Origin of the sequence: Streptomyces sp. NPDC001410, from assembly GCF_042895235.1 — a bacterium.
Lineage (GTDB): Bacteria > Actinomycetota > Actinomycetes > Streptomycetales > Streptomycetaceae > Streptomyces.
This window is the reverse complement of sequence record NZ_JBIAWE010000009.1, coordinates 282,075-298,440: the sequence shown is the minus strand read 5'-3', so window position 1 is coordinate 298,440 and position 16,366 is coordinate 282,075. Positions and strand designations below refer to the sequence as shown.

Annotated in this window: 24 protein-coding genes and 2 pseudogenes; 2 read left to right on the top strand and 24 right to left on the bottom strand. The window is 67.1% G+C overall.

Going from position 1 to position 16,366, the window contains the following annotated elements; genetic code table 11:
- From rplF to rpsJ, 17 genes are all read right to left on the bottom strand, one after another.
- Entirely contained in the window at window positions 1-540 is a 540-nt protein-coding gene (rplF, locus tag ACFY3C_RS21945) for a 50S ribosomal protein L6 (protein WP_020941678.1), read from the bottom strand.
- A 24-nt stretch (window positions 541-564) separates the two neighbouring features.
- Window positions 565-963 carry a 30S ribosomal protein S8 gene (rpsH, locus tag ACFY3C_RS21940; RefSeq protein ID WP_116148541.1) on the bottom strand — a complete coding sequence of 133 codons (399 nt, stop codon included), beginning with the start codon at window positions 961-963 and terminating at the stop codon, window positions 565-567.
- A gap of 212 nt (window positions 964-1,175) precedes the next feature.
- Window positions 1,176-1,361, bottom strand: a complete 186-nt coding sequence (locus ACFY3C_RS21935; RefSeq protein ID WP_003948630.1) for a type Z 30S ribosomal protein S14 — start codon at window positions 1,359-1,361, stop codon at window positions 1,176-1,178.
- 5 nt (window positions 1,362-1,366) lie between these two features.
- Window positions 1,367-1,924, bottom strand: coding sequence for a 50S ribosomal protein L5 (gene rplE, locus ACFY3C_RS21930; RefSeq protein ID WP_389187601.1), 558 nt, complete (start codon window positions 1,922-1,924; stop codon window positions 1,367-1,369).
- Window positions 1,924-2,247 carry a 50S ribosomal protein L24 gene (rplX, locus tag ACFY3C_RS21925; RefSeq protein ID WP_030930498.1) on the bottom strand — a complete coding sequence of 108 codons (324 nt, stop codon included), beginning with the start codon at window positions 2,245-2,247 and terminating at the stop codon, window positions 1,924-1,926. The genes rplE and rplX overlap by 1 nt, the downstream gene beginning before the upstream one ends.
- A 2-nt stretch (window positions 2,248-2,249) precedes the next feature.
- Window positions 2,250-2,618 (bottom strand): 50S ribosomal protein L14, encoded by a 369-nt coding sequence (gene rplN, locus ACFY3C_RS21920; RefSeq protein ID WP_003998823.1) that lies wholly within the window; start codon window positions 2,616-2,618, stop codon window positions 2,250-2,252.
- A 129-nt stretch (window positions 2,619-2,747) separates the two neighbouring features.
- A complete protein-coding gene (gene rpsQ / locus ACFY3C_RS21915) occupies window positions 2,748-3,032 on the bottom strand; it encodes a 30S ribosomal protein S17 (RefSeq protein WP_018543912.1) in 285 nt (94 codons plus the stop codon).
- Complete coding sequence (rpmC, locus tag ACFY3C_RS21910) at window positions 3,032-3,256, bottom strand: 50S ribosomal protein L29 (protein WP_023547377.1); 225 nt, start codon at window positions 3,254-3,256, stop codon at window positions 3,032-3,034. Before rpmC ends, rpsQ begins: the two co-directional genes overlap by 1 nt.
- Entirely contained in the window at window positions 3,256-3,675 is a 420-nt protein-coding gene (gene rplP / locus ACFY3C_RS21905; protein WP_007443989.1) for a 50S ribosomal protein L16, read from the bottom strand. Before rplP ends, rpmC begins: the two co-directional genes overlap by 1 nt.
- 5 nt (window positions 3,676-3,680) lie before the next feature.
- Window positions 3,681-4,499, bottom strand: coding sequence for a 30S ribosomal protein S3 (gene rpsC, locus ACFY3C_RS21900; protein WP_055706471.1), 819 nt, complete (start codon window positions 4,497-4,499; stop codon window positions 3,681-3,683).
- Window positions 4,499-4,846, bottom strand: a complete 348-nt coding sequence (rplV, locus tag ACFY3C_RS21895) for a 50S ribosomal protein L22 (protein WP_003974262.1) — start codon at window positions 4,844-4,846, stop codon at window positions 4,499-4,501. The genes rpsC and rplV overlap by 1 nt, the downstream gene beginning before the upstream one ends.
- A 44-nt stretch (window positions 4,847-4,890) precedes the next feature.
- On the bottom strand, window positions 4,891-5,172 hold the full coding sequence (rpsS, locus tag ACFY3C_RS21890; RefSeq protein ID WP_023547380.1) for a 30S ribosomal protein S19: 282 nt from the start codon (window positions 5,170-5,172) through the stop codon (window positions 4,891-4,893).
- Window positions 5,173-5,184: 12 nt separating this feature from the next.
- Window positions 5,185-6,021, bottom strand: a complete 837-nt coding sequence (rplB, locus tag ACFY3C_RS21885) for a 50S ribosomal protein L2 (RefSeq protein WP_386577194.1) — start codon at window positions 6,019-6,021, stop codon at window positions 5,185-5,187.
- 40 nt (window positions 6,022-6,061) lie between these two features.
- Window positions 6,062-6,481 carry a 50S ribosomal protein L23 gene (gene rplW, locus ACFY3C_RS21880; protein WP_386577193.1) on the bottom strand — a complete coding sequence of 140 codons (420 nt, stop codon included), beginning with the start codon at window positions 6,479-6,481 and terminating at the stop codon, window positions 6,062-6,064.
- Entirely contained in the window at window positions 6,481-7,134 is a 654-nt protein-coding gene (rplD, locus tag ACFY3C_RS21875) for a 50S ribosomal protein L4 (RefSeq protein WP_355995361.1), read from the bottom strand. The genes rplW and rplD overlap by 1 nt, the downstream gene beginning before the upstream one ends.
- Before the next feature lie 8 nt (window positions 7,135-7,142).
- Window positions 7,143-7,787, bottom strand: a complete 645-nt coding sequence (gene rplC, locus ACFY3C_RS21870; protein WP_020135811.1) for a 50S ribosomal protein L3 — start codon at window positions 7,785-7,787, stop codon at window positions 7,143-7,145.
- Window positions 7,788-7,804: 17 nt separating this feature from the next.
- Complete coding sequence (rpsJ, locus tag ACFY3C_RS21865) at window positions 7,805-8,113, bottom strand: 30S ribosomal protein S10 (RefSeq protein ID WP_003948644.1); 309 nt, start codon at window positions 8,111-8,113, stop codon at window positions 7,805-7,807.
- Window positions 8,114-8,688: 575 nt separating this feature from the next.
- On the opposite strand from rpsJ, the gene ACFY3C_RS21860 reads away from it, so the two are divergent.
- Together ACFY3C_RS21860 and ACFY3C_RS21855 are read left to right on the top strand one after the other, a co-directional pair.
- A complete protein-coding gene (locus ACFY3C_RS21860; protein ID WP_390771923.1) occupies window positions 8,689-10,695 on the top strand; it encodes an Ig-like domain repeat protein in 2,007 nt (668 codons plus the stop codon).
- Between the two features lie 143 nt (window positions 10,696-10,838).
- Window positions 10,839-11,009: pseudogene (locus tag ACFY3C_RS21855) on the top strand (hypothetical protein); the annotation flags it as partial.
- Window positions 11,010-11,063: 54 nt separating this feature from the next.
- Here ACFY3C_RS21855 and ACFY3C_RS21850 read toward each other — a convergent pair.
- From ACFY3C_RS21850 to ACFY3C_RS21820, 7 genes and pseudogenes are all read right to left on the bottom strand, one after another.
- Window positions 11,064-11,222 carry a hypothetical protein gene (locus ACFY3C_RS21850; protein ID WP_390772001.1) on the bottom strand — a complete coding sequence of 53 codons (159 nt, stop codon included), beginning with the start codon at window positions 11,220-11,222 and terminating at the stop codon, window positions 11,064-11,066.
- A complete protein-coding gene (locus ACFY3C_RS21845) occupies window positions 11,156-11,767 on the bottom strand; it encodes a hypothetical protein (protein WP_390772000.1) in 612 nt (203 codons plus the stop codon). Before ACFY3C_RS21845 ends, ACFY3C_RS21850 begins: the two co-directional genes overlap by 67 nt.
- A gap of 16 nt (window positions 11,768-11,783) precedes the next feature.
- The gene (locus ACFY3C_RS21840; RefSeq protein ID WP_390771922.1) at window positions 11,784-12,146 is read right to left on the bottom strand and encodes a hypothetical protein; all 363 of its coding nucleotides are present in this window, start codon (window positions 12,144-12,146) and stop codon (window positions 11,784-11,786) included.
- Window positions 12,147-12,172: 26 nt separating this feature from the next.
- Window positions 12,173-12,340: pseudogene (locus tag ACFY3C_RS21835) on the bottom strand (hypothetical protein); the annotation flags it as partial.
- Window positions 12,341-12,453: 113 nt separating this feature from the next.
- Window positions 12,454-13,530 (bottom strand): hypothetical protein, encoded by a 1,077-nt coding sequence (locus ACFY3C_RS21830; RefSeq protein ID WP_390771921.1) that lies wholly within the window; start codon window positions 13,528-13,530, stop codon window positions 12,454-12,456.
- 29 nt (window positions 13,531-13,559) lie between these two features.
- Window positions 13,560-15,794 (bottom strand): hypothetical protein, encoded by a 2,235-nt coding sequence (locus ACFY3C_RS21825; protein WP_386577186.1) that lies wholly within the window; start codon window positions 15,792-15,794, stop codon window positions 13,560-13,562.
- Between the two features lie 49 nt (window positions 15,795-15,843).
- Window positions 15,844-16,284, bottom strand: a complete 441-nt coding sequence (locus ACFY3C_RS21820) for a hypothetical protein (RefSeq protein ID WP_390771920.1) — start codon at window positions 16,282-16,284, stop codon at window positions 15,844-15,846.
- Window positions 16,285-16,366 lie beyond the last annotated feature (82 nt).

Genomic DNA, 16,366 nt, shown 5'->3' with positions numbered 1-16,366 from the left:
TTACTTACCCGCCTTTCCGACCTTGCGGCGGATGACTTCGCCCTCGTACTTGACGCCCTTGGCCTTGTACGGGTCGGGCTTGCGCAGCTTGCGGATGTTGGCCGCAACCTCGCCGACCTTCTGCTTGTCGATGCCCTCGACCTGGAAGCGGGTCGGGGTCTCCACCTTGAAGGTGATGCCCTCGGGCGCCTCGACGGTGATCGGGTGGCTGTAGCCGAGCGCGAACTCGAGGTTCGAGCCCTTGGCCGTCACGCGGTAACCGACACCGCTGATCTCGAGCTTCTTCACGTAACCCTGGGTCACGCCGGTGATCATGTTCGCCACCAGCGTGCGGGACAGGCCGTGCAGGGCCTTGTTCTGACGCTCGTCGTTCGGACGGGTGACGTTCAGAACGCCGTCCTCACCCTTGACGATGTCGATCGGCGCGACGACGGTGTGGGTCAGCGTGCCCTTGGGGCCCTTGACCGAGACCGTACGGCCGTCGATGGTGACGTCCACGCCGGCGGGAACCGTGATGGGGAGCTTGCCAATACGCGACATAGCTGTTTCCTCCGTTCCCTTCCGCTACCAGACGTAGGCGAGGACTTCCCCACCCACGCCCTTCTTGCCGGCCTGCTTGTCGGTGAGGAGCCCGTGCGACGTGGAGATGATCGCCACGCCGAGGCCGCCCAGCACCTTGGGCAGGTTGGTGGACTTCGCGTACACCCGGAGACCGGGCTTGGAGATCCGCTTGATGCCCGCGATGGAGCGCTCACGGTTCGGGCCGAACTTCAGCTCGAGGGTGAGGTTCTTGCCCACCTCGGCGTCCTCGACGCGCCAGCCCGTGATGAAGCCCTCCTGCTGGAGGATCTCCGCGATGTGAGACTTGATCTTGGACGCCGGCATCGTCACGGAGTCGTGGTATGCCGAGTTCGCGTTCCGCAGACGCGTAAGCATGTCTGCGATCGGATCAGTCATGGTCATGAATTGGCCTTCGGCCTCTCTCGCCGGGGTTTCCTGGTGCGCCATCCCTCTCCCCGATCCGAGACGGGACGGGTGCGGCGCGGTGGACCTACGGCGTAGTAAGTCGTACGGGCGCGGCAGACGCCCAACCCCACAAGCCTACGGCATGCGGAGAAGGGCCCCTGCCGACCCAGATGCTTACCGAGAGCTTCAGGAATCCCTAAAAGCGGGGATTACCAGGAACTCTTGGTCACGCCCGGCAGCTCGCCACGGTGAGCCATCTCACGAAGGCACACGCGGCACAGGCCGAACTTGCGGTACACGGAGTGCGGACGGCCGCAGCGCTGGCAGCGGGTGTAGCCACGCACACCGAACTTGGGCTTGCGAGCAGCCTTAGCGATCAGAGCCTTCTTCGCCATCTCGCTCACGCCTCCTTGAACGGGAAGCCGAGGTGACGAAGGAGCGCGCGGCCCTCAGCGTCGTTGGTCGCCGTGGTGACCACGGTGATGTCCATACCCCGGACACGGTCGATCTTGTCCTGGTCGATCTCGTGGAACATGACCTGCTCCGTGAGACCGAAGGTGTAGTTGCCACGGCCGTCGAACTGCTTCGGGGACAGGCCGCGGAAGTCGCGGATGCGCGGCAGCGCGAGCGACAGGGTGCGGTCCAGGAACTCCCACATGCGGTCGCCACGGAGCGTGACGTGGGCACCGATCGGCTGGCCCTCACGCAGCTTGAACTGCGCGATGGACTTGCGGGCCTTGGTGACCTGCGGCTTCTGGCCGGTGATCGTGGAGAGGTCGCGGATGGCGCCCTCGATCAGCTTCGAGTCGCGGGCGGCGTCGCCCACACCCATGTTGACCACGATCTTGACGAGGCCGGGGATCTGCATGACGTTCTCGTACTTGAACTCGTCACGCAGCTTGCCCGCGATCTCCTCGCGGTACTTCTGCTTCAGACGCGGAGTGGTGGTGGTAGCCATCAGATGTCCTCACCCGTCCGCTTGGCAACGCGGATCTTGTTGCCTTCGTCGTCGAAGCGGTAACCGACACGCGTGACAACCTTGTTGCCGTCCTTCTCAACGACCAGCTGGACGTTGGAGACGTGGATCGGCGCCTCGGTCGTGACGATGCCGCCGGCCTGCGAACCGCTGGCGGTCGGACCGGCCTTGGTGTGCTTCTTGACCCGGTTGACACCCTCGACCAGGACACGCTCCTCGCGCGGGTAAGCGGCAATGACCTTGCCCTGCTTGCCCTTGTCCTTACCGGTGATGACCTGGACCAGGTCGCCCTTCTTGATCTTCATGCTTACAGCACCTCCGGCGCGAGCGAGATGATCTTCATGAACTTCTTCTCGCGCAGCTCACGGCCGACCGGGCCGAAGATACGGGTGCCGCGAGGGTCGCCGTCGTTCTTCAGAATGACGGCGGCGTTCTCGTCGAAGCGGATGTACGAGCCGTCCGGACGGCGGCGCTCCTTGACGGTGCGAACGATGACCGCCTTGACGACGTCACCCTTCTTCACGTTGCCACCGGGGATCGCGTCCTTGACGGTGGCGACGATGACGTCACCGATGCCCGCGTAGCGGCGACCGGAGCCACCGAGCACACGGATGCAAAGGATTTCCTTCGCACCAGTGTTGTCGGCGACGCGCAGTCGCGACTCCTGCTGGATCACGTCTATCTCCTGTGTGTCTGCCGGTTCCCCGGGGGCCGCTCAGTGAGCGGCCCCCGGAGCCTGGCGGAACTGTCCTGCGAGGGGTGCCCCGCAGGAACGTGCTTATTGGAATTCCCTTGCGGGAATTACCTACTTGGCCTTCTCGAGGATCTCGACGACGCGCCAGCGCTTCGTCGCGGACAGCGGCCGGGTCTCCATGAGGAGGACGCGGTCGCCGACACCCGCGGCGTTCTGCTCGTCGTGCGCCTTGAGCTTGTTCGTACGGCGGATGACCTTGCCGTACAGCGCGTGCTTGACGCGGTCCTCGACAGCGACGACGACGGTCTTGTCCATCTTGTCGCTGACGACGAGACCCTCACGGGTCTTGCGGAAGCCGCGCGCCTCTGCGTTCTCAGTCACGTTCTTCTCGCTCATCAGGCGTTCTCCACCGTTTCGATGCCCAGCTCACGCTCGCGCATCAGGGTGTAGATCCGCGCGATGTCCTTGCGGACCGCCTTCAGACGGCCGTGGTTCTCGAGCTGACCCGTCGCCGCCTGGAAGCGGAGGTTGAACAGCTCTTCCTTGGCCTCGCGGAGCTTCGCCAGAAGCTCCTCGTTGCCCAGCTCGCGCAGCTCGGACGCCTTGGTACCGACCGACATCACGCTTCACCTGCCTCGCGCTTGACGATGCGGCACTTCATCGGCAGCTTGTGGGCTGCACGAGTGAGGGCCTCACGCGCGATCTTCTCGTTCGGATAAGACAGCTCGAACATGACCCGGCCCGGGTGCACGTTCGCGATCCACCACTCCGGCGAACCCTTACCGGAACCCATGCGGGTCTCGGCGGGCTTCTTGGTGAGCGGACGGTCCGGGTAGATGTTGATCCAGACCTTGCCGCCACGCTTGATGTGGCGGGTCATCGCGATACGAGCCGCCTCGATCTGGCGGTTGGTCACGTACGCCGGCGTGAGGGCCTGGATGCCGTACTCGCCGAACGCAACCGTCGTACCACCCTTGGCCATACCGCGGCGCTTCGGGTGGTGCTGCTTGCGGTGCTTGACCCTACGGGGGATCAGCATGTCGGTCAGGCCTCCGTTCCGGTGCTCTCAGCCGGAGCGGCGGGGGCCTCGGCCTTGGGGGCCTCGGCGCCGGCAGCCTGCTGCGGCTTGCGACCGCGCCGCTCGCCACCGCGGCCACCACGGGCCGGGCGGTCGGCACCGCCACGGGCCGGGCGGTTACCCGCACGGGCCGCAGCGTTCTCGGCGCGGACCTCGGCGATGTTCTTGACGTCGCCCTTGTAGATCCAGACCTTCACGCCGATGCGGCCGAAGGTCGTCTTGGCCTCGAAGAAGCCGTAGTCCACGTTCGCGCGGAGCGTGTGCAGGGGCACGCGGCCCTCGCGGTAGAACTCCGAGCGGGACATCTCGGCGCCGCCGAGGCGGCCACCGCACTGGATCTTGATGCCCTTGGCGCCCGCCTTCATCGCCGACTGCATGCTCTTACGCATGGCGCGGCGGAAGGAGACGCGGGAGGAGAGCTGCTCGGCAACGGCCTGGGCCACCAGCTGAGCGTCGGTCTCGGGGTTCTTGACCTCGAGGATGTTCAGCTGGACCTGCTTGCCCGTGAGCTTCTCGAGGTCGCCGCGGATGCGGTCGGCCTCGGCGCCACGGCGGCCGATGACGATGCCCGGACGAGCGGTGTGGATGTCCACCCGCACGCGGTCACGGGTGCGCTCGATCTCAACCTTCGAGATACCGGCGCGCTCCATGCCGGACGTCATCATCCGACGGATGGCGACGTCTTCCTTGACGTAGTCCTTGTACAGCTTGTCGGCGTACCACCGGGACTTGAAGTCCGTGGTGACACCGAGCCGGAACCCATGCGGGTTAACCTTCTGGCCCATTACCGGGTTCCTTCCTTGCTGCTGACGACCACGGTGATGTGGCTGGTCCGCTTGCGGATCCGGTAGGCACGGCCCTGGGCGCGCGGACGGAACCGCTTCAGGGTCGGACCCTCGTCGACGTACGCCTCGGAGATGAAGAGGCTGTCGGCGTCGGTGTGGTCGTAGTTGTGCGCGGCGTTGGCGATGGCGCTGTCGAGCACCTTGCCGACCGGCACGGAGGCTGCCTGCGGAGCGAATCGCAGAACAGCCTGAGCCTCCGTGGCATCCATGCCACGGATAAGGTCCACCACGCGGCGGGCCTTCATGGGCGTAACGCGGATGTACCGCGCCTGGGCCCTGGCTTCCATGGTTGTCCCTCTCAGTTACTTACGTGTCTGAATGCGATCCGCTACTAGCGGCGCTTCGACTTCCGGTCTTCCTTGACGTGACCCCGGAAGGTGCGCGTCGGCGAGAACTCGCCGAGCTTGTGGCCGACCATCGACTCGGTGACGAACACCGGGATGTGGGTCTTGCCGTTGTGCACCGCGAGCGTGTGGCCCAGCATGGCCGGGACGATCATGGAGCGACGGGACCAGGTCTTGATGACGTTCTTGGTGCCGGCTTCGTTCTGGGCGTCCACCTTCTTGATCAGGTGGTCGTCGACGAAGGGCCCCTTCTTCAGGCTACGAGGCATCTCAACCCGTCCTTAGCGCTTCTTGTTCGTCTTGCGGCGGCGGACGATGTACTTGTTCGACGCCTTCTTGGGCGAACGAGTACGGCCTTCCTTCTTGCCCCACGGGGACACAGGGTGGCGACCACCGGAGGTCCGGCCCTCACCACCACCGTGCGGGTGGTCAACCGGGTTCATGACCACACCACGGACGGTCGGGCGAACGCCCAGCCACCGCTTACGGCCGGCCTTACCCCAGTTGATGTTGCTCTGCTCGGCGTTGCCGACCTCACCGATGGTGGCGCGGCAGCGGACGTCGACCAGGCGGACCTCGCCGGACGGCATGCGCAGGTGGGCCATCGAGCCCTCCTTCGCGAGCAGCTGCACGGAGGCACCGGCGGAGCGGGCGAACTTGGCACCGCCACCGGGACGGAGCTCGATCGCGTGGATCGTGGTACCGACCGGGATGTTGCGGAGGGCCAGGTTGTTGCCCGGCTTGATGTCGGCCCCGGGACCGTTCTCGATGCGGTCACCCTGCTGCAGGTTGCGCGGGGCGAGGATGTAGCGCTTCTCGCCGTCGGCGTAGTGCAGCAGCGCGATGCGCGCGGTGCGGTTGGGGTCGTACTCGATGTGCGCGACCTTCGCCGGCACGCCGTCCTTGTCGTGACGACGGAAGTCGATCACACGGTAGGCGCGCTTGTGTCCGCCACCCTGGTGGCGAACGGTCACACGACCGGCGTTGTTACGGCCGCCCTTGCTGTGCAGGGGGCGGACCAGCGACTTCTCCGGCGTGGACCGCGTGACCTCGACGAAGTCGGCGACGCTGGCGCCACGACGGCCCGGCGTAGTCGGCTTGTACTTGCGGATTCCCATTTCTCAGTCCTCGTCCGATATCGGACGATCCGGACCGCCCTTAGGCGGTCGGACCGCCGAAGATGTCGATACGGTCGCCCTCGGCGAGGGTCACGATCGCGCGCTTGCTGCCGGCACGCTGACCGAAACCGGTCTTCGTGCGCTTGCGCTTGCCCTGGCGGTTGATCGTGTTGACCCCGGTGACCTTGACCGAGAAGACCGCCTGGACGGCCTGCTTGATCTGGGTCTTGTTGGCGTTCGGGGCGACGATGAACGTGTACTTGTTCTCGTCGAGGAGCGCGTAGCTCTTCTCGGAGACGACCGGCTTCAGCAGGACGTCACGGGGGTCCGTGTACGACTTGCTCAGCGGGGTCTCGACGGTGTTCTTGCCCTCGGTGGCGTGGCGACGCGCCTTGGCGACGCGCGCGGCCTTGGCGGCCTTGGCAGCCTTCGAGGCAATGCTCGGGTGACGCGTAGCCATCAGGCCTCGCTCCCTTCGGTGTCAGCGGCCTTGGGGCCAGACACGAAGGACTCGAAAGCGGCCTGGGTGAAGACCACGTCGTCCGAGACGAGAACGTCGTACGTGTTCAGCTGGCCCGGCTCCAGGATGTGGACCTGGGGCAGGTTGCGGGCGGACAGCCACGCGGCCTCGTCGGCGCGCTCGACGACCAGGAGCAGGTTCTTGCGCTCCGAGATCTTGCCGAACAGGCTCTTCGCGGCCTTGGTGGACGGGTTCGCACCCTCGACCACGCCGGCGACGACGTGGATGCGGTTGTGACGCGCCCGGTCGGTGAGGGCACCGCGCAGGGCGGCGGCCTTCATCTTCTTCGGGGTGCGCTGCGAGTAGTCACGCGGCACGGGACCGTGCACGACGCCACCACCGGCGAACTGCGGCGCGCGGGTCGAACCCTGACGGGCGCGACCGGTGCCCTTCTGGCGGTAAGGCTTCTTGCCACCACCACGGACCTCGCCACGGGTCTTCGTCTTGTGCGTGCCCTGACGGGCAGCGGCCAGCTGCGCGACGACGACCTGGTGGATCAGCGGAACGCTGACCTTGGCGTCGAAGATCTCCGCGGGGAGCTCGACGGAACCGGCCTTGTCGCCCGCCGGCGAAAGGATGTCAACAGTGCTCATCGGTTACCTCAGGCCCCCTTGGCCGCGGTGCGGACCAGGACGAGGCCGCCGTTCGGACCGGGAACCGCGCCCTTGATGAGCAGCAGACCCTTCTCCGCGTCAACGGCGTGGACGGTCAGGTTCTGGGTGGTGACCCGCTCGTTGCCCATGCGACCCGCCATGCGGAGGCCCTTGAACACGCGGCCCGGGGTGGCGCAGCCACCGATGGAACCGGGCGAGCGGTGCTTGCGCTGGGTGCCGTGTCCGGCGCCGAGGCCCTTGAAGTTGTGACGCTTCATGACACCGGCGAAGCCCTTGCCCTTGCTCTTGCCGGTCACGTCGACCTTGATGCCGGCCTCGAACACCTCGGCGGTGATCTCCTGGCCGAGGGTGTACTCGCTGGCGTCAGCGGTACGGATCTCGACGAGGTGGCGGCGGGGAGTGACGTCGGCCTTGGCGAAGTGACCCTTGAGGGGCTTGTTCACCTTGCGCGGGTCGATCTCGCCGAAAGCGATCTGGACGGACTCGTAGCCGTCGACATCGTTCGTACGGACCTGGGTGACGACGTTGGGGCCGGCCTTGACGACGGTGACCGGAACAACGCGGTTGTTCTCGTCCCACACCTGCGTCATGCCGAGCTTCTCGCCCAGGATGCCCTTGATCTGCTTAGCCATTCTCAGCTCACCGACCCTCAGAGCTTGATCTCGATGTCGACACCGGCCGGGAGGTCGAGTCGCATCAGAGAGTCAACGGTCTTGGGGGTGGGGTCGAGAATGTCGATCAGGCGCTTGTGCGTGCGCATCTCGAAGTGCTCGCGCGAGTCCTTGTACTTGTGCGGCGACTTGATGACGCAGTACACGTTCTTCTCAGTGGGCAGCGGCACCGGGCCCGCGACCGACGCACCAGTGCGGGTCACCGTCTCGACGATCTTCTTCGCCGAGGAGTCGATGACCTCGTGGTCGTAGGCCTTGAGCCGGATGCGGATCTTCTGTCCCGCCATGGCTACTCAGTAGTCCTGTCTCTTCAACGCTCTGGAACCCGGCGTTCCTGACTTCCTTCTCCGACCCACGCGGTCGGGCGTGTCGCGCTCCCGCTGACACAGATGTCCCTTGTTCGAACATCCCTGCGGGGAATGCACACGGCCCTTCCGGAACCGCAAGCCGGGGGCGGAAGGCCCACCGGGCGCCTGGTCGGTGCCGCACCACACTTCCCGGAAGATTCCCGTACGTCCGCCCCAGTGCTGCCCGCAGGCAGTTAGGGCGACGAGTACTGTGGGACTCGCTTCCGGTCCTCCCGGCGGGAGGCGCGCAGCATCAACACTCGACCGAGCAACTCCGACAGTCTGCCATATGGGGCGGGGGGCTGGCCAATCGGGGCGGAGAGAATACCCGGGGGGTGACGTGGGTCAAACCCGGGGGCGTGAGCGCGACGCTCGGAGCAGCCTCGAAGGCCCCACCAGCCGCTCTCACCTCGATAACAATGTCTCGGCCGTAGTCGCCCAATCGATCTCGGGTCTACTCTGTGCCACCTGTTGAGCACGGAGCGCATGGGGACGCGCTGGGGTGGGGGTAGAACATGGCATCGAGGCTGCGCAGATCCGGGAGATGGCTGCCGCGTACCAGCGTGGTCATCGGCACCGCCGTACTACTGCTGGGGCTGCTTCCGGTCACGGCCGAGGCACACCGCGATGGATGCCACCGCTGGCATTCGTGTCCTTCGGACACCGGCTCGTACGTGTGTGGAGATCTGGGTTACTACACGTATTGCGGCGGGACGGACGAGAGCGGGCCCTCGGCGTCCGTGGACGTCGCCGCGCCCCGGCAGCCCAAGGTCTCCCGGCCGCACGCGGGCAAGGGCGGCCGGGTCAGCCTGACGGTCACCGCCGAGCGGGGGGCGCGGATCGACGTCGCGGAGACCGACGAGTACGGCACCGTCGATCGAACCGTCGCGAAGGCCACGGCGACCGGAAGCGCCCAGACGGTCACGTTCACTGCCTCCAGCGGCTCGCACAGGTACACCGCCACGGCCACCGACGCTGCTGGCAACACCAGTGACGAGTCCGACGACATCGCACTCGACGTCGACGCCGAGGCTCCGACCATCAGTGGCTTCTCCGTCGCGGATCCGAACGCGGCGACCGCCACCTCACGGGTCAACTTCGTCACCGAGGCGGGTGCGTCGTACGAGCTCACCGTCCCCGGCCGCAAGGAGCGGATCACCGGCACCGTGGGCAGCGACGGCGACGTCTTGGACGAAGGTCTGGTCCTCCCGAACGGCAGCTACACGGTCCGGGTGGAGGTGACCGACGAGGCGGGCAACGTCGGTCGCGCGGAGCAGAGCGTGCGCGTGGACCTCGATGGCCTCACCCCACGGATGAGCGCCGACCGGACACACGGCTCGGACCACGTACGGTTCACCGTCACCGCTCCGCCGCGCAGCAAGGGCCGGCTCACGATCGGTGCCGCAGTGGACCGCACCTTCACGACGGACAGGGACGGCCGGGCCTCGATCGACGCACGGATGGCGGACGGACGCTACCCGGCGCCGGTCGTCACGGTCGCCGACCCTTACGGACGGACCGGCCGTACGACAGGCCGGAAGCTCGTCGTCGACACCGCCGCTCCGGCACTGAAGGTCACGTCGGACAGCGATCGCGCGGCCCACGGGGATCTGTCGCTCGCCGTGACCGCCGAGGAGCGTGCCAAGGTCACGGTGACGTACGGCTCGGGCGCACACGACGGCTTCACCTCGACCGGGCACGCAGCGACCGTGACCAGGGCGCTCCCCCCGGGCACCTACCGGGTCAGGGCCACCGCCACGGACGCGTACGGCAACACCACGACCAAGCAACTCAGCGTCGCGGTGGACGACCAGCTGACCACGGGCGAGTGGCTGGTGCTGCTGGTGAAGGTGCTACTCGTCCTCGCACTGCTCGTGGCGGCCTGGTACATCCACCGCCGCACTCGACCCGCCCGCGAGGCCCGGAGGGCGAGGCTCGCGGCCGAACAGTACGAACGCCAGCTGCGAGCATGGGAGCAAGAGCGCGAGAGGTTGGTCCAACTCGCGGAATTCGCGGCGGAGTTGGGTTCAGGCGAGGGAACCCGCGATGGATGGATGGCGGACTGGGGCAAGCGGAAGCGTGGCGAGTCGGTGTGGTGGATGACCGACGCCGAGATGGCGGAGCCTGCCGCAGGTGGCCAGGACATCGCCGTGCGCGACTCCGGAACGCTGGTGGTCACCGCCCAGCGGGTGCTGTTCGTCGGCAGGAGCAGACGTGAGTGGCTCTACGCCAAGCTCCTGCGGGTCGAGCACTCGGGCCAGGACATCACGTGGATGCAGGTGACCAACCGCATCAACGTCTCCGGCGTCCGCTACCGCCGAGAGCCCGAGAAGACCCGCATCGCCATCGAGTCGGCCATCGCCGAGGCCCCGTCCGGCCAGGCCCCCGAACTCGGCGCGGGCCGCGGTGCCCTCCTGACCCGGCTGCGACGGGCCATCACGGCACACGACCGGCAACGGCCGTCCCTGCCCGAGCCGCCCGCCCTGGCACGGCAGACCGGGACGGTGACCTCGGCCGCCTGACCAGCCCTGGGGCGCGGGCCCTGCCTACCGGCCGCTGGGCGCCCTCATCGAGTGATTTCAGAGCTATTCCGCACGTCAGGCGACATAGGAAAGGCAGACTGACCTCCCCAACCCGGGAGAGACACGGCAGGAGAGCCCTCGTCATGGTCAAGGTACGGCTCGAGACCAGTCGCGAGCACATCGCTGAGTTGGCCCGGTTGCGGGACCCCGTTGGCGCTGTCGAGGTACTGGTCTGGAACGCCCTCGATGCCGATGCAGGCTGTGTCGTCGTCGTGCTGGAGCGCAACGACCTCGGAGGCGTGGAACGGATCCGCGTCGAGGACGACGGCAGCGGAATGTCAGCCGAGCAGTGCGAGGAGTACTTCGAGTCAGATCGTGCCCGCCGCACCCAGGTCGTCCAGCAGCGTGCGGGAGAACACCTCGTCGTCGGAGTTGTCGCGGAACAGCCGCTGCAGTTCTGTCAGTTCGCGCCCCGACAGGTGCGCGCCGCGGCCCAGTTTCTCCAGCGCCCCCTCCGCCTCCAGCACCTCGTACCTTCGATGTCCCCCATCGCCCTGCCGTTGAAGCCCCGTCCTCCGACCAGCGGGTCCGAGGCGACGACCGCCGCCGTCAGCGCGAGCTGGACGCCGGTGTCCGCGTCCGTCACGTCCCGCACCACCTTGTCGATCCGGTCCTGCCAGGCCCGTGCGGATTCCGCGTCGGCGTCATGCTCCCCGTCCGCGCTGACCAGGCCGCGCTCCGAGACCCGCATCCCCGCCGCCACCGCCTCCCGCCGCGCCGCCGGCAGCCGGCCCTTCAGCTCCACGAACTGGGCGTGTGCATCCCGCAGCAGGGAGGCGATCGCCCTCGCCTCCGTCTGCGCGTACTGGAACTCCTTGAGCGTGACATCGAAGCGCCCGTGCGCCGCCTCCGCGCTCATGCCCGTCCAGGCGGGCCCCACCGTGATGCCGTACACATCCCGGCGGTACGCCCTCTCCTGCTGCGCGAACTCGCCCGCCATGCCCTCCCAGCGCTCGGCGGCGGAGGTGGGCGCGGAGAGGTCGGCGCTCATGATCTCGTGGTAGGTCGGCATCCCCGACCGTGCCCCGTCAGTACCGGTCCAGCGCGGACACCTGCCGGAGCCGTGATCCGACGGCCAGGTCGCTGCCCGTCAGTACCGTGTTCGTGCTACCCAGGGAGTCCTTCTCCGCGCCCAGCCGGTCCATCAGGTTCTTCACCTGGTCGCCCCAGGTCTCGTGGGCCTTCCGCAGCGCCGCCGAGGTCTGCCAGCCGTCCCCGTCCCGCGCGCCGGACGCCTTGACCGCCGCCGCGGTCTCCTCGTCCGCCCAGTCCCCGGCCTTGCGGGGCTGCGACTCGATGTGGGACTGGATCGCGCGGGCCGCCGCCCGCTTCTCGGCGGGCGAGGACACCAGCCCCTTCGGCCCATGGCCACCAACCAGACGCGCGCCCACCGTCCACCCCTCGCCGTATCGCCGTACTACAGCCGTCGACTCTCCAGCGGACCCAGATACAGCGCCGACAGCCCTCCCGTCTCGATCACGAGCCGTTGCAGCACCACCGTGGGATCCACCATCCAGAACTTCAACCGGTGGACGCCGATCTTCGTCACGGTGTGTTTCGTCGCCGTCGCGTTGACGGTGTCCGAGCCGGCACCGATTGCGACGGCACCGCCAGGCCGACAGCGACCGCACTAAGACAACGGGCTGCCGTGCGCGGTTCGACCCACACCTCTCCCAGCTCGGAGCAGCTCAGATCACTTCAAGACCGGTCAGCCAGCCGCACGCCCGTGCAGCCGCGCTGCTTCGCCTCGTGATCGGCGAATGCCTTCAGGGCCGAGCGGGCGAAAGAGTTCGAGTAGTGCGCGACCGGGAAGGTGTCGGCGTCCCTGTCATAGAGGCGGTAGATCACGAACACCGCCTTCTGTGTGGACCGGGGGCACGTGGCGGTCGCCCATGCGTAGTCGTCGTCAGGGTGAGTGAACCCGACCGACTCGAAGTCCTTGGCGGCGGCACCGTAGTACGCGTACAGACCGTAGCCGGGCTTCTGGGCCTTCGTGACCAGATAGCAGTTGGTCTGAGGAGCGTCCGTGTCCGCCGGGTACTCCATGATCTCGGGTGTGCTGTTCTGCGGCGCCGTCGTACCGCGCAGCGCGACACAGGATCCCTGCGCCTGCCCCAGCGGCTTCGCCGTTCCGGGCTTGCCGAGAAGGGCCGTGGACACACTGGTGAGCCGCCTGCCGGCCTCCGCCTGGCACCCGTATTTCTCGGCAGCCTTCTGGGCGGTCTCGCTGGTCACTCTGCCGAGCCCGGTCAGCGCGGTGCCGTTCGACGCACCGAACAGGTCGCCGTAGGCGACCAGCGCCTTGTTCTTCTGGTTCACACAGTCGAGGGCCACCATGATCTGCCAGGTGCCGTCGTACCGGACGACGCCGGACCAGCCGTTTCCGAGCGGTGCCGCCTGCGCCCTCACTCCGTTGTAGTCCGCGTTGTACCAGACCAGGGTGTCGGAGGGGGGTCCTGCGGTGCTCCAGCGCAGGGTGATCTGCACGGCGCGTCCCGTCCCGGAGCGGGCGGTCTTCACGAAGCACTGGGCCAGGGAGCTTCCGCCGTCGTCCTGTTCGGCCCGCAGGTGCGAGGAGCCCATCGCCGATGCCAGCCCACCCTGCGCGAGCGTGCCGTCGCAGGCCTCGTCCAGCGAGCGGCCGTCGCGCCAGGAGTCGTACGCTCCGGAGCCGTACAGGGCCAGAGCCACGAGCCCCAGGACCAGAACGAATACTCCCGCGTACCAGCCTGCGTGTATGCCTCGGAGACCGGGCTTCTTCTGCGTCGCGCTCATTCTGCCGTGGCCGTTCTCTGGTAGGTGCGTCAGCGGTCGCTGCGAAGAGTGTCGAGCGTACGGTTGCGGCCCAGGTCGTACTGGTCCTGACCAGAGTGGACCAAGGACTTGGTCCAGTCACTGTCGATGCCGTGGCCGCGGCTGTCCGCCCATGCCCTGACCATGTGGTCCACGTCGTGCAGTCCGGCATCGTAGGACTCGGCGTTCTGCTGGGTGGCCTCCAGGTTCGCTTCGGCCACGTGCTCCTTGTTGGACTCGTACGACCACACGTCGAGCGTTTTCGAGGTGAGGTCTCCGACGGGGCTGAGATCGGACACGGGATTGAACATCAGCGCTGTACTGAGGGACGTGCCGAGCCCGTGGTTGAAGTCGGCGGCCCACTGCGTCTTCTTGAACCGCTCGTCGAAAATGATGTCCGACCGTATGCCGTCGTAGGCGCCCATGGCGCGTGAAGACTCGACAATACGGTTCTGGATCGTCGTCTTACTGGCGTCCTGGGGGATGCCGTCCAGAACGTGGTGCGAGTACTGCTGTTCGGCTCCGTAGAGATGGCCGAAGGCTTCCGGATCGTCCGCGACACCTCGCATGACCGCGGCCAGGCGTTGGTGCCCCACCGCCATGTGCGCCCCATCCTTGCCGCTCCAGACGTCGCCCTCGCTGTTCCAGTCGATGTCGTACTTGGAGTCGGAGGCCGCGTAGATCTCGTGCGTATCGGCCGTGTATGACGTCAGGATGTGCGCCAGGGGCGTGGAGAGGTTCTTCGGCAGGTGCTCCGCATGCTTGTCCGTGTACAAGGTGTTGATCGTGTGCTGCAGGATGCGGGCCTGCGGCTCGGTGTGCTGTCCGATCGCGTGATAGGCGCCCGGCGCGTCGCCAGTCGTGGCGGCCTCCAGGAGCGCACCGAACCCCTTGCGGGCGTCACCGTCCTCCGCCAGGACGGGTATGCCGGTCGTCGTGCCGCCGGGCGGGGTCGCGAAGTGGTCCACGACGGTGTCCCAGTCCCGCCCGTGGAGCAGGTACTCCAGGTTGTCGTTGTGGGCCGGATCCAGGTACTCGGTACTGGTCTTGGGATCGTGGGACATGATGCCGAGCACGCCGTCGAGCGGGTCGTTGGCGAACCAGCCCCGGTCCTTGCCGCTGAACTTGTCCCGTAGGGCCCAGATGGATTCGGTCGGGTTGCCGTCCTTGGACGTGTACGACTCCTCCGCGTGCCGGATGTCGTCCGCGGTGTCCTCCAGGAACTGCCCGTTGTAGCCGTGCCCCTGCTGCATCAGCGTGACGAGGCTCTGGTAGCCGCGGACCTTCTCGTCCGGGATGGGGCTGAGGCCGTCGACCTTGAACTGTTCGGTTCCGGCCTTGCGCATGTCCTCGCGGAAGTCCTTGTAGAAGTCCGAGTGCGGGTCCTGGGTCGCGGTCGCCAGCGTGGTGGCGAGACCCTTCTGGATGTCCAGGTACTGGCCGCTGTGCTGCTTGTCGTCGTGGTACGCAAGCCCGTCGAGGCTGTTGGAGAGCTGCAGCGTGCCCTTGGCACCCAGTTCGTCCAGCAGGGTCTGACTGAACGCCTTGTCGCCGGAGTTGTCGTGGAAGAGGCGCTGCAGCTCCCGGTAGTCGGCCGCCGTGGCCTTGCCGGCGTTGACGCGCTGCGCGATGTCCTTGCCCTCGTCGGCCTCGTACTTCTCGATGTCGCCCTGGGCCTTGCCGTTGAAGTCGGGGACCTTGCCGAGGCCCGTGTCGGGGCCCTTGACGACAGCGGTGAAGGCGACCTCGACGCCCGTGTCGGCGTCGCCCACGTCCTTCACGCACTGGTCGATGCGGGCCTGCCAGGAGGCGACGGCTTTGCGTACGCTCTCCTGGTAGTCGGGATCATGCGCAAGTTCCTGGCGATCTCCCTGGCTGAGCCGCTCGTGGTCGTACGAGACCACGCCCTGGTCCGACACCTTCATCCCCTTGGCAATGGCGTCGTCCCGCGCCGACTCCAGCTTCTTGCGCAGGTCCACGAACTGGGTGTGCGCATCGCGCAGGAGGGAGGCGATCGCCTTGGCCTCGGTCTGGGCGTTCATGAACTCCGTGAGCCTGATTCCGAAGCGCGCGTTGGCGGCTTGTCGACTCTCACCGGCAAAGGTCGGGCGCAGGGTGATGCCGTGCACGTCCCGCCGGTAGGCGGTCTCCTGCTTGTGGAGCTCCTTCGCCATGCCGTCCCAGCGTTCGGCGGCCGTGGTGAGCGTGGACAGGTCGGTCGTCAGGATCTCGTGGTACGTCGGCATGGGGTCCCCGTTGATTCCGATGGCGTGCGAGAGGGCGCGGCTGTCTCTGTCACTGCTCAGGTGGCAGTGAGTACGTGTCCAGCACGGACACCTTGCGCGCGCCGGCGCCCACTCCGAAATCCGTACCGCTCAGCAAGGTGTTGTTGTTCCGGAGGGCCGATTCGTCATGCACCAGCTGCTTCACCAGGTTCTGAACCTGTTCGCTCCAGGTCGTGTGGGCCTTGCTCACAGCACCGGAAGTGAGCCAGCCATGCCCGTCCTTCGCGTCGAACGCCTTCACCACCGCGCTCGTCTCGTCGTCCGCCCAGGCCCCCGCCGTCGTGGTGTGCGGCTCGATCTCGTTGTAGAGGGTATCCGCCGCGGCCTTCTTCTCGGCGGGAGAGGACGCGAGGTCGGGCCCGCCGCCACCCGTCGATCCGCCACCGCCCGGGTCGGCCGGGTACTGGTTGAGCCGCATACTCACGGCGTGTTCGCCGCTGCTTCCTGCCATGATGCCAACCCCCGTCTGCAACTCTGGCGTGTCCCCGTCACGCTAACAACTGACCTTGCGTTATCGGGGAGTTGAGCTGCAG